This is a genomic window from Pseudonocardia sp. HH130629-09 (assembly GCF_001294645.1).
In the GTDB taxonomy this organism is placed as follows: domain Bacteria; phylum Actinomycetota; class Actinomycetes; order Mycobacteriales; family Pseudonocardiaceae; genus Pseudonocardia.
In genome coordinates this window covers 3,602,296-3,618,130 of sequence record NZ_CP011868.1, presented here as the reverse complement: position 1 = coordinate 3,618,130, position 15,835 = coordinate 3,602,296, and the positions used below count along the sequence as shown (strand labels likewise).

Genomic DNA, 15,835 nt, shown 5'->3' with positions numbered 1-15,835 from the left:
GTTTCCGGTGAAAGCTCGCGCCGTGCCGAGCCTCTACATCGACGGAAGTTGGACCACCGGATCCGCCGGGACCGCCCCGGTGGTCAACCCCTACGACGCCTCGACGGTCACCGAGGTCGACCAGGCCGGGCCCGACGACGTCGACCGTGCGGTCGCCGCCGCCCGCCGGGCCTTCGACGACGGGCCGTGGCGGCGGACCACCACCGGCGAGCGCGGGGTGCTCCTCGGTCGGATCGCCGACCTGCTGGTCCGGGACCGGGAGAAGATCGCCCGGTCGGAGACCCTCGACACCGGCAAGACGATCGCCGAGGGCCGCCAGGACGTCGACGACGTCACCGCCGTCTTCCGCTACTACGCCGGGCTCGCCGACAAGGACGCCGGCCGGATCGTCGACACCGGCAACCCGGCCGTCGTGTCGCGGATCGTGCACGAGCCGGTCGGCGTGTGCGCGCTGATCACGCCGTGGAACTACCCGCTGCTGCAGCTGTCCTGGAAGGTCGCCCCGGCGATCGCCGCCGGCAACACGATGGTGATCAAGCCCAGCGAGGTCACCCCGCTCACCTCGATCGTGCTGGTCGAGCTGTGCGAGGAGGTCGGGATCCCGGCCGGGGTGGTCAACATCGTGCTCGGCGACGGCCCCTCGGTGGGCGCCCCGCTCACCGAGCACGCCGACGTCGACATGGTCAGCTTCACCGGCGGGCTGTCCACCGGTCAGAAGATCATCCGGGCGTCGGCCGAGACCGTGAAGCGCACCGCCGTCGAGCTGGGCGGGAAGAACCCGAACATCGTGTTCGTCGACACCGACTTCGAGCTCGCCGTCGACTACGTGATGCTCGCGGTGTTCCTGCACTCCGGACAGGTCTGCTCGGCGGGCGCCCGGTTGATCATCGAGGACTCGATCGCCGACGCCGTCGTCGACGAGGTGGTGCGCCGCGCGCAGCTGATCCGGCTCGGCAACGGCCTCACCGACGGTGTCGAGGTCGGTCCGCTGGTCTCCGCCGCGCACCTGGCCAAGATCGAGGACTTCGTCGCCGCGGCACGCGCCGAGGGGGCCACCATCCGGTGCGGCGGTGCCCGTCCGGACGACCCGGAACTGGCGAAGGGCTACTTCTACCTGCCTACCGTCATCACCGACCTGGCGCCGGGATCGCGGCTGATCCGCGAGGAGACGTTCGGCCCGCTGCTGACCGTGGAGCGGTTCAGCACCGAGGAGGAGGCCGTCCGGCTCGGCAACGACACCGAGTACGGCCTGGCCGGCGCGGTGTTCACCGCCGACATGGGCCGGGCCCACCGGGTGGCGTCCGCCCTGCGCCACGGGACCGTCTGGATCAACGACTTCCACCCGTACTTCCCGGGCGCGGAGTGGGGCGGCATGGGCCGCTCGGGCAACGGCCGCGAGCTGGGGCCGACCGGGCTGGCCGAGTACCAGGAGATCAAGCACGTCTGGACCAACACGGCTCCGCAGCCCCAGGGATGGTTCTCGGGCCGCTGATACCGCCATGATGGCGCGACGAAACGGCCCAGGAGGTCCAGGATGACCGTTCCCGAACCCGCCCGGCGGGATCCCGCACCGGACGCGGACGGCGACGGGGGAGGTCTCGCCGAGTTCGGCTACAGCCAGACCCTCGACCGCAGCATCGGCAAGTTCGCCAGCTTCGCGGCCGGGATCAGCTACATCTCGATCCTGACCGGTACGTTCCAGCTGTTCTACTTCGGCTTCGGCACCGGTGGTGCGGCCTACTGGTGGTCCTGGCCGATGGTGTTCGCCGGCCAGTTCATGGTGGCGCTGTCGTTCGCCGAGCTGGCCGGGCGCTACCCGGTCGCGGGGTCGGTCTACAACTGGTCCAAGCAGCTGGCCGGGCCGACCGTGTCCTGGCTCGCCGGCTGGATGATGTTCACCGCCTCGGTGGTGTCCCTGGCGGCGGTCGCGCTGGCCGCGCAGCTCACGTTCCCGCAGATCTGGTCGGGCTTCCAGCTCGTCGGCGACGCCTCCGACGCGGGCGACGCCGCCGTCAACGGCGTGCTGCTCGGCGCGATCCTGATCGTGCTCACCACGGTGATCAACGCCGTCGGGGTGAAGCTGATGGCACGGATCAACTCCACCGGGGTGTTCATCGAGCTGATCGCCGCCGTCGTCATCGTCGTGGCGCTGCTGCTGAGCATCCGCAACCCCGTCTCGGTGCTGTTCGAGACCCCGGCCCCGGCCGCGGGCGGCGGCGGGTACTTCGGCACGTTCCTCGTCGCGGCGCTCGCCTCGGCCTACGTCATGTACGGCTTCGACACCGCCAGCTCGCTCGGCGAGGAGACGGTCGACCCGCGGCGCACCGCCCCGGCGGCGATCCTGCGCGCGGTGATCGCCTCGTTCGTGCTCGGCGGGCTGATCCTGCTCGGCATCATCCTGGCCGCACCGGACCTGGCCGACCCGCGGCTGGGCAGCAAGGACGGCGGCGGGCAGCTCGTGCTCCTGGAGGTCGCCGGCGGCACGATCGGCCGGATCTTCCTGATCATCATCAGCATCGCGGTGATCGTCTGCCTGCTCGCGGTGCACACCGCGGCGATCCGGCTGATGTTCGCGATGGCCCGGGACAACGCGCTGCCCGCGGGCTCGGTGCTGGCCCGGATCGACCCGAAGCACAAGACGCCGGTGGTGCCGGCGATCGTCGTCGGCGTGGTCGCGATCCTCATCCTGGTCGCGAACGTCGGCGTGCCCGAGGTCTTCACCGCGGTCACCAGTGTGGCGATCATCATGATCTACATCGCGTACCTGCTGGTCACGGTGCCGATGCTGGTGCGGCGGCTGCGCGGGCGGTGGCCGGACGAGGGCCAGAAGGGGTACTTCTCCCTGGGGCGCCTCGGCCTGCCGGTCAACGTGCTGGCGGTGCTGTGGGGCGCGGCGATGGCGATCAACCTGGCCTGGCCCCGCGAGGAGGTCTACGGCACCGGGTGGCTGCGGTTCGTCGCGTTCCTGTTCATCGGGGTCGTCGCGCTGGCCGGGCTGGCCTGGTTCCGGCTGCGCGGCCGTCACGGGCTGGGCTGCCTGCCCGAGCACCGGGCGAAGGAGATCGAGCAGGGCATGGGGGAGACGGCATGACCGACCGGTACGACTACGTCGTGGTGGGTGGCGGCTCGGCGGGCTGCGCGCTCGCCGCCCGGCTCTCCGAGGACCCCTCGGTGCGGGTGCTGCTGCTGGAGGCCGGGCCGTCCGACGTCGGTGACCCGAACATCCTGCGGCTCACCGACTGGATGGCGCTGCTCGACTCCGGCTACGACTGGGACTACCCGGTCGAGCCGCAGGAGCGCGGCAACTCCCACATGCGCCACGCCCGCGCGAAGGTGCTCGGCGGCTGCGGCTCGCACAACTCCTGCATCGCCTTCTGGACCCCGCGGGAGGACCTCGACGAGTGGGCCGCGTCCGGCCTGACCGGCTGGTCCGCCGAGGAGTGCTGGCCGCTGATCCGGCGCCTGGAGACCAACGACGGCGACTGGGACGGCCACGGCCGCTCCGGCCCGGTCAACCTCATGCAGATCCCCGCGGAGGACCCCTGCGGCGACGCCGTGCTGGCCGCCGCCGCGCAGGTCGGGATGCCGACGGTGCGGTTCAACGAGGGCCACACCGTGACCGACGGCGCCGGGTACTTCCAGATCAACTCCTTCCCCGACGGCACCCGCGCCTCGGCGTCGGTGTCCTACCTGCACCCGATCCTGGACTCGCGTCCGAACCTGGAGGTGCGCACCGACTGCTGGGCGTCGCAGGTGCTGTTCGACGGCACCCGCGCCACCGGCGTGGAGTACCAGCGCGGCATCGGCCCCGGCCGCGAGACGGCGCACGCCGACCGCGAGGTGATCCTCTCCGCGGGGGCGATCGACACCCCGAAGCTGCTGATGCTCTCCGGCATCGGTCCGGGCGAGCACCTGCGCGAGTTCGGCATCGAGGTCCGCTCGGACCTGCCCGGCGTCGGGTCGAACCTCGACGACCACGTGGAGGGCCTGGTCTTCTGGGACGCCGCGAAGCCGATGGTCACCGAGTCCACCCAGTGGTGGGAGATCGGGCTGTTCCACCGCACCGACCCGGCCCTGGACCGGCCGGACCTGATGATGCACTACGGCTCGGTCCCGTTCGACATGAACACGCTGCGCTGGGGCTACCCGACCACCGACAACGGGTTCTGTCTCACCCCGAACGTCACCCGCGGCCGGTCCCGGGGCACCGTGCGGCTGCGGACCCGCGACTTCCGCGACCGGGCCCGGGTCGACCCGCGCTACTTCACCGACCCCGAGGGTCACGACATGCGGGTGATGACCGAGGGCGTCCGGCTGGCCCGACGCATCGCCGAGCAGCCGCAGCTGAAGGAGTGGATCGCCGCCGAGTTGGCGCCGGGACCGGACGCCGTCACCGACGACGAGCTCGCCGACTACATCACCAAGACCCACAACACCGTGTACCACCCGGCGTGCACCGCGCGGATGGGCGCCGACGGCGACCCGGACGCCGCCCTGGACCCGCAGCTGCGGGTCCGCGGCGTGCAGGGGCTGCGGGTCGCCGACGCGTCGGCGATGCCGTTCCTGCCGGTGGTCAACCCGAACATCACCACGATGATGATCGGCGAGAAGTGCTCGGACCTGCTCCGGGCGACGCACGGCTGACCCGCCCGCGCGGTGGCGGAACGCGCGCCGCGACACCGTCACGGTGGCCGTCGTCGTGCCGGGGGCGGCGTCGACGACGGCCCAGCCGGCCAGCCAGCGGGCGGGGCGTTCGACGTCGGAGCCGGTCCGGGACAGATAGGCCTGCACGACCTGGCGGCCCGCCCGGTCGCCGGTGTTGGTCAGGGTGACCGTCACCGCGACGCCGTCGGCCGACCAGGGCCCGGCGACGGCGTCGTCGAGGGTCCAGGTGGTGTAGCCCAGCCCGTGCCCGAACGGGTACGCTGGCGTCTCGCCGTGGCGCAGCCAGTTGCGATGCCCGAGGTGGACGCCCTCGTCGTAGCGCAGGACGCCGTCGGTCGGGCGCCCGGACAGCACCGAGCGCTCCTCGCCGGTGGCGGGCCACGTGGTCGGCAGCCGCCCGCCCGGCTCGGCGTGCCCGAGCAGCACGTCGGCGACGGCGTCGCCGAACCGCTCGCCGCCGAACCAGCCGAGCAGCACCGCGGCCACCTCGTCGCGCCAGGGCAGCAGCACCGGAGCCCCGGAGTTGACTACCACCACGGTGCGCGGGTTGGCCGCGGTGACCGCCCGGACCAGGTCGTCCTGGTGGCCGGGCAGCGCGAGCGAGGTGCGGTCGAAGCCCTCGCTCTCGATCCGGTCGTTCGTCCCGACGACCACGACGGCGACGTCGCAGTCCGCCGCCGCCACCTCGGCCCGAGGGTCGGCGACGACGGTCTCGGTCCCGACGGTCAGCGCGAACAGCGCCATCCCGGCCTCACCGCCGGAGGGACGGAACCGGAACACCAGGTCGACGGGCGCGTCGGTGGTGATCTCCGCGGTCACCGAAAGCGCCTCGAAGATCACCGCGCCCGGCCCCTCGTCGCCGGTCAGGACGGCCTCGGTGTCGAGCACGGTCGCGCCGTCGGCGCTCACCGTCACGTGCCCGACGGCGGCGGCGCCGATCCGGTGCGTCCCGGGCGCGGGTGACCACCGCGTCGACACCTCGACGGTCTCGGCGCCGCCGGGGATCTCTCCGCCCATCCAGATCAGCGAGGCCCCGAGCCGGTGCTCGCTGCGCAGCGCGGTGCCGTCCGCGGCGCGGAACACCGCGCGGAGGCCGGGCTCCCCGGTCACCGGGTCGGTGACCGTCGCCGGGTCGAACGGCTGCACCCCCTCGGCGACCTGCGCGCCCAGCCGGTACCGCACGCGGTCCCCGCCGAGTGCCGCGCACAGCCCGTCGAGCGGCGTGACGACCGCGGCGGGCCGGACCGTGGCGCTCCCGCCGCCCTGGGTGCGGGCCAGCGCGGCGTTGTGCCCGAGGACCGCGACCGTCCCGAGCGCCGAGGCGTCCCACGGCAGCTCGCCGGTGTTGCGGACCAGGACACTGCCCGCGGCCGCGAGCTCGCGGGCCACGGCGGCGCCGTCCCCGGGGGCGGGACGGGGGGCGGGGCCGGTGCCCCGGCGAGCGCACCGACCCGGGCGGCCAGGCGCAGCAGCCGGCGCAGCTTGCCGTCCACGACGGACTCGTCGACCTCGCCGCCGCGCACCGCCGCCACCAGCCGCTCGCCCCAGGTGCTCACCGGGCCGGGCATCACCAGGTGCTGCTCGGCGCGCGCCGACGCGACGGTGGTGCGCACTGCGCCCCAGTCCGACATGACGAGCCCGTCGAAGCCCCACTCGCCGGTGAGCGGCTCGGCGAGCAGCGGGTTCTCGCTCATCGTCGCCCCGTTGACCGCGTTGTAGGCCGACATGACCGCCCAGGCCCCGCCCCGGGTGACGGCCGGTTCGAACGCGGCCAGGTACAGCTCGTGCAGCGCCCGCTCGCCGACGGCGTTGTACACGGTGAAGCGCTCGGACTCGGCATCGTTGGCGACGTAGTGCTTCGGCGTCGCGGCGACCCCGTGCGCCTGCAGCCCCTCCACGTACGCGGCGGCGAGCTCGCCGGTCAGCAGCGGGTCCTCCGACAGCGCCTCGAAGTGGCGGCAGCCGAACGGGGTGCGGTGCAGGTTGATCGTCGGCCCGAGGACGACGTCGGCGTGCTGCCGGCGGGCCTCGGCGCCCAGGGTCGAGCCGTAGCGGCGGGCGAGCTCCGGGTCCCAGGTCGCCCCCAGCGCCGTCGACGACGGCAGCGACAGCGACGGGGACCGCTCGTCGAAACTGTCCCCACGCACGCCCGACGGACCGTCGGACAGCACCATCCGGCGCAGCCCGATCGCGGGCTCCGCCGGGGTGGACCAGAAGTCGGCCCCGGTCAGCAGCCGGACCTTCGCGTCCAGGTCGAGCCGCGCGATGAGCGTGGTCAACAGTTCCTCGTCGACGGTCGCCATGGGGTCGACCGTACCGACGCCGGGTTGGGTCAGCGGGCCGGTCGGCCCGCGCCCGCCAACGCGCCGGGCAGCTCCCGGGCCGCCTCCAGCAGACTCGGGCCGTACCAGGTCAGCAGCCGCCCGCTGACCAGCACCGACGGCGCGTCGAACGCCTCGGGGCCGTCCTCGGCGGTGAACAGGTACGGCTCGTCGGGCAGTACCACGAGATCGTGGTCGGGCAGCTCGGCGGGGTCGAACCGGGGATAGCGCTCCGGGGAGTCGTCCAGGACGTTGTCGACGCCGAGCCGGTCCAGCACGGCACCGGTGAAGGTGTCCGAGCCGACCGCCATCCAGGGCCTGCGCCAGATCGGGACCACGGCCCGGCGACGGTCGCGGGCGGGCTCGACCGCCGCCCACAGTGCACGGGCCTCGCGCAGCCAGCCCGGCTCGTCCAGCCCGCACGCGGCGAGCATCCGCCCCAGCGAGTCGAGCCCGCCGTCGACGTCGCGGATGTCGGTCACGTACACCGGGAGCCCCGCGGCGCGCAGCGCGTCCAGGTCCGGGAGCCGGTTCTCCTCCTGGTTGGCGACGACCAGATCCGGCGCCAGCGCGACGATCCGCTCGACGTCGGGGTTCTTGGTCCCGCGGACCCGTTCCGCACGGAGGTCGGCGGGGTGGGTGCACCAGTCCGTCGCGCCGACCAGGATGCCGGGCGCGGTCGCCTCCAGCGCCTCGGTCAGCGACGGCACGATCGACACGACCCGCCGCACGGTGCCCGGGACACCGACCTCGCGGCCCTCGTCGTCGACCGGTGCCCCCACTCCCGCAGTCATGGTCCCGACCGTAACCCGGTGGGCGCCGACCGGCCGGGGACGGCGGTCGACCCGGGGTCCCGGTCGGGCCGACCAGGCCGGCGGCGCCGGCTCAGCCGGTCGGCACCAACCAGCGCGGCCCGTGCCGGACGACGAAGGCCCGCAGGTCCCGCACCGGTGCGGTCGGCCGCGGGTCGGCCGCGTGCACCATCCCCAGCGTCCGGACCGTGTGCGGGCTGCGCACCGGCACCTGCACCACGCCCGGCACGTCCGGTCCGGCCGGGAGCAGCGCGACGCCCAGTCCGGCTCCGACCAGGCCACGCAGCGTCGCCGTCTCCCCGCCCTCGAACGCCCGCCGTGGGCGGAACCCGGCCTGCGCGCACCACGACTCCACCACCCCCTGGAGCCCGTAGCCGCGGGCGAACAGCAGGAACGGGTCGTCGGCGACCTCGGTGAGATCCGCGGAGTCCGCGCCCGCCAGCCGGTGCCCGGACGGCACCGCCAGCAGCGGCTCCTCCTCGGCCAGCGGGGTCGCGACGAGCCCCGGTTCGTCGGGTATCGGGGAGGTCAGCGCCAGGTCGACCCGGCCGTCGCGGACCCGTTCCAGCAGCGCGGCGTGCGGCACCTGCACCAGCTCGATCCGCACCCGCGGGTGGTGCTCCCGGAACTCCCGCAGGATGCCCGGCACCGCGGTGGTGCCCATCGTCCCGAGGAAGCCGAGTGCGACCCGGCCGGTCGCCGGGTCGGCGTCGCCCGCGACCTCCGCCACGCCCGCGGCCAGCTCGGCCAGCGCGGCCTCGGCCCGCGGCAGCAGCGTGCGCCCCGCCACGGTCAGCGCCAGCCCGCGCCCGGCCCGCCGGAACAGCGCGACGCCCAGCTCGTCCTCCAGCCGGGCGATCGCCCGGGACAGCGTGGGCTGCGGGACCCCGATCCGCTCCGCGGCGCGGGTGAGGTGACCGTCGCGCGCGACCGCGACGAACCGGTGCAGCGCCGGCGCCAACGACTCATGCATGAGCGAATGATACGGCGTCGATACATGCATTGGACGCATGCATCGACGGCGCCTACGGTCGTATGCGATGACAACGACCGCGCACCTCCCAGCCTCGACCACCACTCGGCCCGCCCCGCCGCACGAGCGCGGCACGCCCGGCTACCGCCGGCTCGGCATCGCCCTGTGGCTGTCCGGTCTGGCGACGTTCGTGCTGGTCTACAGCGTGCAGGGGCTGCTGCCGACGCTCGCGGCGGAGTTCGGCGTCTCCTCGTCCACGGCCAGCCTCGTGCTGTCGGCGACCACCGGCACCCTCGCCCTCGCCGTGCTGCCGCTGTCCGCGCTCACCGAGTCCTGGGGGCGCGCGCGGGTCATGACCTGGGCACTCGCGGCGTCGGCGGTGCTCGCGCTGCTCGCCCCGCTGGCGCCCACGTTCGAGACCCTCGTCGTGGTGCGCGGACTGCAGGGGATCGCCCTCGCGGCACTGCCCGCGCTGTCGATGGCCCACGTCACCCACGAGGTCGCCCCGCGGCACCTCGGCGGTGCGGTCGGGCTGCTCATCGCCGGCAACACCCTCGGCGGGCTGTCCGGGCGGCTCGTCGCCTCGTGGGTCGCCGAGCTCGGCGGCTGGCGGGCGGGCCTCGCCGCGGTCGGTGTGGTCTCGGTGCTCGCGACCGTCGCCTTCCGGCTGCTCCTGCCGCCCGCGACGGCGCCCACCCCGGCCCGCACCCGGCTGCGCGACCTCGGCGGGCCGCTGCGTCGCCACCTCACCGACCGGGGTCTGCTCTGCCTGTTCGGGATGGCGTTCCTGCTGATGGGTGCGTTCGTGACCGTCTACAACTATCTCGGCTTCCGGCTGCTGGCCCCGCCGTTCTCGCTGCCCGGCACCCTCGTCGGGCTCGGCTACCTCGCCGGCAGCTGGGCCTCCACCGCTGCCGGGCGCCTGGGGGACCGGTTCGGGCGCCGCCCCGTGCTGTGGGTGGCGACGCTGCTCGCCCTCGCCGGGATCTGGGTGACCCTGCCCGATCTGCTGCCCACCACCCTCGCGGGGCTGCTGCTGGTCACCGTCGGCTTCTTCGGGGCCCACTCGGTCGCCAGCTCGTGGGTGGGGCGCCGCTCGGCGACGCTGCCGGGGGCGGTGCCGGCCCAGGCCTCGTCGCTGTACCTGGTCGGCTACTACGCCGGGTCCAGCCTCGGCGGCGCCCTCGGTGGGGTCGCCTACGACCACGCAGGCTGGGCCGGGGTGACCGGCTACGTCAGCGTGCTGCTGCTGGGCGCGCTGGCGCTGGCGCTCGTGCTGCGCCGGACCCCGGCGCCCGCGGTGTGACACGCGCTTCTCCCCACCTGGACCAGTGACCCGTCGCAGCGGCCGCAGCCCTGCTCCATCGGTGCCGTCGCCACCCGACACGCCGAGTCGTGGTCGTCCGAGCGGGTGGTGGGCACCCGGAGCGGGGGAGTCGTGCCGTCCGGTCCGCCACCCCTGCGGAGCAGTGCCCCCGTGCTCGCGGTCCGTCGCGGTCTGTCACGGTGGGGTCTCGCCCCCAGCACCACGGAACTTTCGGAGGAACCCGATGCGGAAGGCCGGACGCAAGCTCTCCAAGGCCGCCGAGTCGTTCGTCGAGGCGATCGGCATCCTCGGCGGCTGGAACCGCGGCCGTCGCCGCAACCGCTCCCGCCGCTGACGCCGGACGGGCCAGGGTGATCGCGAGCCGGCCGCCCCGCTCGAGGTGATTAGCTTGTGGTAAGCACATCATGTCCGTGTCCTCCGGGAAGACAGGGGTGCCCACCACGTGACCGACGCCGCCCACGACACCCACCGCCCGCCCGGGGACGGCTCCGCCGGCCTGCCCGGCGACGACCCGCTGCCCCGCCGGGTGCCGGTGTTCGCCGTCGTCGGCCTGGCGCTGCTGATGTTCTCCCTCGACGGCACGTCGGTCGCCACCGCGCTGACCACGATCAGCGGCGACCTCGGCGCCGACCTGGCCTGGACCGGCTGGGTGGTGACCGTCGCCGCCGTCGGGCAGATCCTCGCGCTGCCGCTGGGCGGGTGGCTCTCCGACCGTTTCGGCGGCCGCCGGATGTTCCTGGCCGGGGTCACCGCGTTCACGGTGATGTCCGCGCTGAGCGCGCTCAGCCCCTCGATCGGCGTGCTCATCGCCTGCCGGCTGGTGCAGGGCCTCGCGGGCGGCGTGATGCTGCCGGCCGCCAACGGGATCGTCGCCCACCAGTTCGGCCGGGACCGGGACCGGGCGCTCGCCCTGTTCACCAGCGTCTTCCCGATCGGCGCGATCCTCGGACCACTGGTCGGCGGGCTGGTGCTCACCACCTGGACCTGGCACGGCATCTTCCTGGTGAACGTGCCGATCGGGATCCTGCTCGTCGCGGTCGGGCTGGCGCTGGTCGACGACCCGCCGCACCGGCGCACCGCCCGGATCGACGCCGCCGGCATCGCACTGCTCGTCCTGACCCTGCTGGCCACGATGCTCACCATCACCCGGCTCGGCTCGCCCGCGTCCGGGCCGGGCTGGACCGTCCTGGCCGGTGTGGTCGCACTGGTGGCGGGTGCGGTGTTCGTCCGGCACACCCGGCGGCGGCCCGACGCGGTCGTCCCCGTGCACCTGCTCGCCGGACGCGGTCTGGGGATCATGAACGTCACCAACGTCGTCTTCGGCGCCGTGGTGATCGGGTTCTCGGCGACCCTGCCGCTCTACGCCCAGGTCCGCTACGACCTGCCCGCGTTCGTCGCCGGGGCACTGCTCACCGGCCGCGCGATCGGCACCATCGTCACCTCGGCGGTCGCGGTGGCGCTGCTGCGCCGGCTCGGGTTCCGGCCGCTGCTGCTCGGCGGGCTGGTCGCCGTCGTCGCCGGGCTGGTGGTCACCGCGGTGACGCCCCTGTTCGGTGGGCCCACGGTGTGGCTGCTGGCCGGGTCGACCCTGCTCGGGCTGGGCACGGGCCTGTCCGGCCCGGCCGCCAACAACGCCGGCATGCACCTGGTGCCCGACGAGGTGGCCGCGGTGTCCGGGCTGCGCATCATGTTCCGGCAGATGGGCGGGATCGCGGCGGTGTCGGTGCTGACCGCCGCCGTCACCGCCGCCGACGACCCGGGCCTCGCCGCCGGGGTCGCCTACGGGGTGCTGGCGGCGGCGCTCGCCGCGGTCGGCCTGGCCGCCGCGCGGATCCCGAACCGGCGCGGCCGCTGGTGAGAGGCCAGCCCCGCGGCAGCGGGGGCTGACCCCGGTAGGGCGGGCCGGGCTAACCCGGCCCGCCCCGACCTCACATGTTCCGCCGGTACTGCCCGCCGACCTCGAAGAACGCCGTCGTCAGCTGACCCAGCGAGCACACCCGTGCGGCCTTCATCAGCTCGTCGAACACGTTGCCGTCGCCGGTCGCGACGTCCTGGAGCCGCCGCAGCGCCTGCTCGGCCTCCGTGCGGTGCCGGGACTGGAAGTCCGCGAGCCGGTCGAGCTGGGACTGCTTCTCGGCCTCGGTGGCGCGGGCCAGCTCGATCTCCTGGGGCCGCTCGTCCGGGTCGGCCGGCTTCAGGAAGGTGTTGACGCCGACGATCGGCAGCTCACCGGTGTGCTTGCGGTGCTCGTAGAGCATCGACTCGTCCTGGATCCGGCCACGCTGGTAGCCGGTCTCCATCGCGCCCAGCACACCGCCGCGCTCGGCGATCGACTCGAACTCGCGCAGCACCGCCTCCTCCACGAGGTCGGTGAGCTCGTCGACGACGAACGAGCCCTGCAGCGGGTTCTCGTTCAGCGACAGGCCCCACTCCTTGTTGATGATCATCTGGATGGCCATCGCGCGGCGCACCGACTCCTGCGACGGCGTGGTGACCGCCTCGTCGTAGGCGTTGGTGTGCAGGGAGTTCGCGTTGTCGTAGAGCGCGCAGAGCGCCTGCAGCGTGGTGCGGATGTCGTTGAAGTTCATCTCCTGCGCGTGCAGGGACCGCCCCGACGTCTGGACGTGGTACTTCAGCTTCTGCGAGCGCTCGTTCGCCCCGTAGCGCTCCTTCATCGCGATCGCCCAGATGCGGCGGGCGACCCGGCCGATCACCGTGTACTCGGCGTCCATCCCGTTGGAGAAGAAGAACGACAGGTTGGGCGCGAAGTCGTCGACGTCCATGCCGCGCGCCAGGTAGCTCTCGACGAAGGTGAACCCGTTCGCGAGGGTGAAGGCGAGCTGGCTGATGGGGTTCGCCCCGGCCTCGGCGATGTGGTAGCCGGAGATCGAGACGGAGTAGAAGTTGCGCACCTTGTGCGCGATGAACCACTCCTGGATGTCGGCCATCATCCGCAGCGAGAACTCGGTGGAGAAGATGCAGGTGTTCTGGCCCTGGTCCTCCTTGAGGATGTCGGCCTGAACCGTGCCCCGGACGTTCGCCAGCGCGTAGGCGACGAGCTCCTCGCGTTCCCCCGCGTCGGGCTCGCGGCCCTGCTCGTCGCGGAACCGCTCGACCTGCTGGTCGATCGCGGTGTTGAGGAAGTAGGCGAGGATCGTCGGCGCCGGGCCGTTGATCGTCATCGACACCGAGGTGGTCGGTGAGCACAGGTCGAAGCCGTCGTAGAGGGCCTTGAGGTCGTCCAGCGTCGCGATCGAGACGCCCGAGGTGCCGACCTTGCCGTAGATGTCGGGTCGGGTGTCCGGGTCGTGGCCGTAGAGGGTGACCGAGTCGAAGGCCGTCGACAGGCGCTTGGCGTCGGAGTCCTGGGAGAGGTACTTGAATCGCCGGTTGGTGCGGAACGGGTCGCCCTCGCCGGCGAACATGCGCGCCGGGTCCTCGCCCTCGCGCTTGAACGGGAACACCCCGGCGGTGAACGGGTAGAAGCCCGGGAGGTTCTCCTTGCGCAGGAAGCGCAGCAGGGCCGCGTCGTCGTCGAATCGGGGCAGCGCGACCCGGCGGACCTTGCTGCCGGACAGCGTCTCCTTGGTCAGCTTCGTGCGGAACTCCTTGTCGCGCACGGTGTAGACGTACTCGTCGCCGGAGTAGTCCGCGACCCGCGACGGCCAGGCCGCCAGCAGCTCGGCGGACTCGGCCGGGACCTTCTTCTCGGCGGTGCGGAGCGCCTGCGCCAGGTCGTCGCCGCCGACCAGCTCGGCGGCGGTGCGCAGGTGCTGGGCGGTGCGGGCCGCCTGCGCGTGGGCCTCGGTGTCGGCGTGGTAGCCGCGCACGGCCTGGGAGATCTCGGCGAGGTAACGGACCCGGTCCGGCGGGATGACCGCGGCGTGGTGGCTGGAGGTCTTGGTCGTGACGCGGAGGAGCCTGCCCTCGCCGACGGCCAGCCCGTCCTCGGCGAGCAGGCCGAGCAGGTGCTGGTAGAGCGCGGTGACGCCGTCGTCGTTGAAGGTGGCGGCCGAGGTGCCGAAGACCGGCATGTCCTCCCAGGTCGCGCCGAACTCCTCGCGGTTACGCACCAGCTGGCGGCCGACGTCGCGCCGGGCGTCCTCGGCGCCGCGGCGCTCGAACTTGTTGATCGCGACGACGTCGGCGAAGTCCAGCATGTCGATCTTCTCGAGCTGCGACGCGGCGCCGAACTCCGGCGTCATCACGTACAGCGAGTGGTCGACGAACGGGACGATCCCCGCGTCGCCCTGGCCGATGCCCGGGGTCTCGACGACGACCAGGTCGAACCCGGCCGCGCGGAGCACCGCGACGGTGTCGCCGAGGCGCTCGGGCAGCGAGCCGCCGTCGCCGCCGCGGGTGGCGAGGCTGCGGAAGAACACCGGGCTGTGACCGCCTCCGGCGCCGGCAGACCCGGACGACAGCGCGTTCATCCGGATGCGGTCGCCGAGCAGCGCACCGCCGCCCTTGCGCCGGGTCGGGTCGACGGCGAGCACCGCGATGCGGAGCTTGTCCTCCTGGTCGAGCCGGAAGCGGCGCACCAGCTCGTCGGTCAACGAGGACTTGCCGGAACCGCCGGTGCCGGTGATGCCGAGGACCGGGACGGGCCGCTCGGACGCGGCGACGCGCTCGCGGACCTCCGCGGGCAGCGTTCCGGACTCGGCGAGGGTCAGCGCCCGCGCCAGCGTCGCGGTCTCCCCGGAGAACAGCCCGTCGAACGACGACGGCGGCTGGGCCGCGAGGTCGGTGTCGCACTCGCGGATCATGATGTTGATCATCCCGGGGAGGCCCAGGTGCTGGCCGTCCTCGGGGGAGAAGATCCGGGAGACGCCGCGGGAGTGCAGTAGCTCGATCTCCTCGGGGACGATCACGCCGCCGCCCCCGCCGTAGACCCTGATGTGGCCGGCGCCGCGCTCGCGCAGCAGCTCGACCAGGTAGGAGAAGTACTCGACGTGCCCGCCCTGGTAGGACGAGATCGCGACGCCCTGCACGTCCTCCTGGATCGCGGCGGTCACGACCTCGTCGACCGAGCGGTTGTGGCCGAGGTGGATCACCTCGGCCCCCTGGCGCTGCAGGATCCGGCGCATGATGTTGATGGCGGCGTCGTGCCCGTCGAACAGGCTGGCCGCGGTCACGAAACGGACCGGATGCGTGGGGACGTGCAGCTCGGCCTGGGCGTTCGTGCCCGTGCTCATCTCCGTGCTCATCGGCGACGTTCCTCCCGCCGGGCGGACGGCGGTGGCCCGGCCGGTTTAGTTTGACATCCTAGTATTGGACGTACAAGGAAGTCAGCGAGCGTCACAGCGGGTCGTGCGGTGCGGGTCAGGCCGCGTCGCGTGCCGCGGGCTCCTCGGCGGCCGGAGCTGCCTGCTCACGGGCCCGCCGTGCGTGCCGACCGGTCGGCCAGGCGGCCCCCGGACCGGCCGCGGCGGACCCGTCCTCGTGGGCGACGGAGCCGTCCTCGGCGCTTGAGGTGGTGTCCACGACGTCGGACAGCGCACGACGCGCCCGGGCGAGCTTGCGCGCCCGCCAGCGCTTCCCGGCCAGGCCGGCGACGAGGCCGAGGGTGGGCAGCAGGATCCCGGAGGCGATGACCAGCACCACGGAGTACGCGGGGAACGCGGCCACCAATAGGAAAGCCGTCAACGGCCAGTACAGCAGCGCCCGCCCCGCGCCCCGTCGCGTCCAGTCGCGATGAGGCGGCATGATCCATGCCTACCCGAATCGGGCGACCGTC

The 15,835-nt window shown here is 73.4% G+C and carries 9 protein-coding genes and 2 pseudogenes; 5 read left to right on the top strand and 6 right to left on the bottom strand.

Going from position 1 to position 15,835, the window contains the following annotated elements; genetic code table 11:
- Window positions 1-22 precede the first annotated feature (22 nt).
- The 3 genes from XF36_RS16490 to XF36_RS16480 are packed head-to-tail and all read left to right on the top strand — an operon-like array spanning window position 23 to window position 4,644.
- Window positions 23-1,492: an aldehyde dehydrogenase family protein gene (locus XF36_RS16490; RefSeq protein ID WP_060712678.1), complete on the top strand. Its 1,470-nt coding sequence runs from the start codon at window positions 23-25 to the stop codon at window positions 1,490-1,492.
- A 42-nt stretch (window positions 1,493-1,534) separates the two neighbouring features.
- Entirely contained in the window at window positions 1,535-3,091 is a 1,557-nt protein-coding gene (locus XF36_RS16485; RefSeq protein ID WP_060712677.1) for an APC family permease, read from the top strand.
- Window positions 3,088-4,644, top strand: a complete 1,557-nt coding sequence (locus XF36_RS16480; protein WP_060712676.1) for a GMC family oxidoreductase — start codon at window positions 3,088-3,090, stop codon at window positions 4,642-4,644. Before XF36_RS16485 ends, XF36_RS16480 begins: the two co-directional genes overlap by 4 nt.
- 75 nt (window positions 4,645-4,719) lie before the next feature.
- Here the strand turns inward: XF36_RS16480 and XF36_RS35670 are convergent.
- From XF36_RS35670 to XF36_RS16460, 4 genes and pseudogenes are all read right to left on the bottom strand, one after another.
- Window positions 4,720-6,054: pseudogene (locus XF36_RS35670) on the bottom strand (glycoside hydrolase family 3 protein); the annotation flags it as partial.
- A gap of 137 nt (window positions 6,055-6,191) precedes the next feature.
- Window positions 6,192-6,839: pseudogene (locus tag XF36_RS35665) on the bottom strand (glycoside hydrolase family 3 protein); the annotation flags it as partial.
- A gap of 158 nt (window positions 6,840-6,997) precedes the next feature.
- Complete coding sequence (locus XF36_RS16465) at window positions 6,998-7,780, bottom strand: helical backbone metal receptor (protein ID WP_060712673.1); 783 nt, start codon at window positions 7,778-7,780, stop codon at window positions 6,998-7,000.
- A gap of 91 nt (window positions 7,781-7,871) precedes the next feature.
- Complete coding sequence (locus tag XF36_RS16460; protein ID WP_060712672.1) at window positions 7,872-8,771, bottom strand: LysR substrate-binding domain-containing protein; 900 nt, start codon at window positions 8,769-8,771, stop codon at window positions 7,872-7,874.
- Window positions 8,772-8,838: 67 nt separating this feature from the next.
- Between XF36_RS16460 and XF36_RS16455 the strand changes: the two genes are divergently transcribed.
- Both XF36_RS16455 and XF36_RS16450 read left to right on the top strand, forming a co-directional pair.
- Window positions 8,839-10,077, top strand: a complete 1,239-nt coding sequence (locus XF36_RS16455; RefSeq protein WP_060712671.1) for an MFS transporter — start codon at window positions 8,839-8,841, stop codon at window positions 10,075-10,077.
- Window positions 10,078-10,540: 463 nt separating this feature from the next.
- The gene (locus XF36_RS16450) at window positions 10,541-11,956 is read left to right on the top strand and encodes an MFS transporter (protein WP_060712670.1); all 1,416 of its coding nucleotides are present in this window, start codon (window positions 10,541-10,543) and stop codon (window positions 11,954-11,956) included.
- Window positions 11,957-12,026: 70 nt separating this feature from the next.
- Here the strand turns inward: XF36_RS16450 and icmF are convergent, their stop codons facing one another.
- Window positions 12,027-15,293, bottom strand: a complete 3,267-nt coding sequence (icmF, locus tag XF36_RS16445) for a fused isobutyryl-CoA mutase/GTPase IcmF (protein ID WP_060714759.1) — start codon at window positions 15,291-15,293, stop codon at window positions 12,027-12,029.
- A 127-nt stretch (window positions 15,294-15,420) separates the two neighbouring features.
- Window positions 15,421-15,804 carry a hypothetical protein gene (locus XF36_RS16440; protein WP_145981390.1) on the bottom strand — a complete coding sequence of 128 codons (384 nt, stop codon included), beginning with the start codon at window positions 15,802-15,804 and terminating at the stop codon, window positions 15,421-15,423.
- Window positions 15,805-15,835 lie beyond the last annotated feature (31 nt).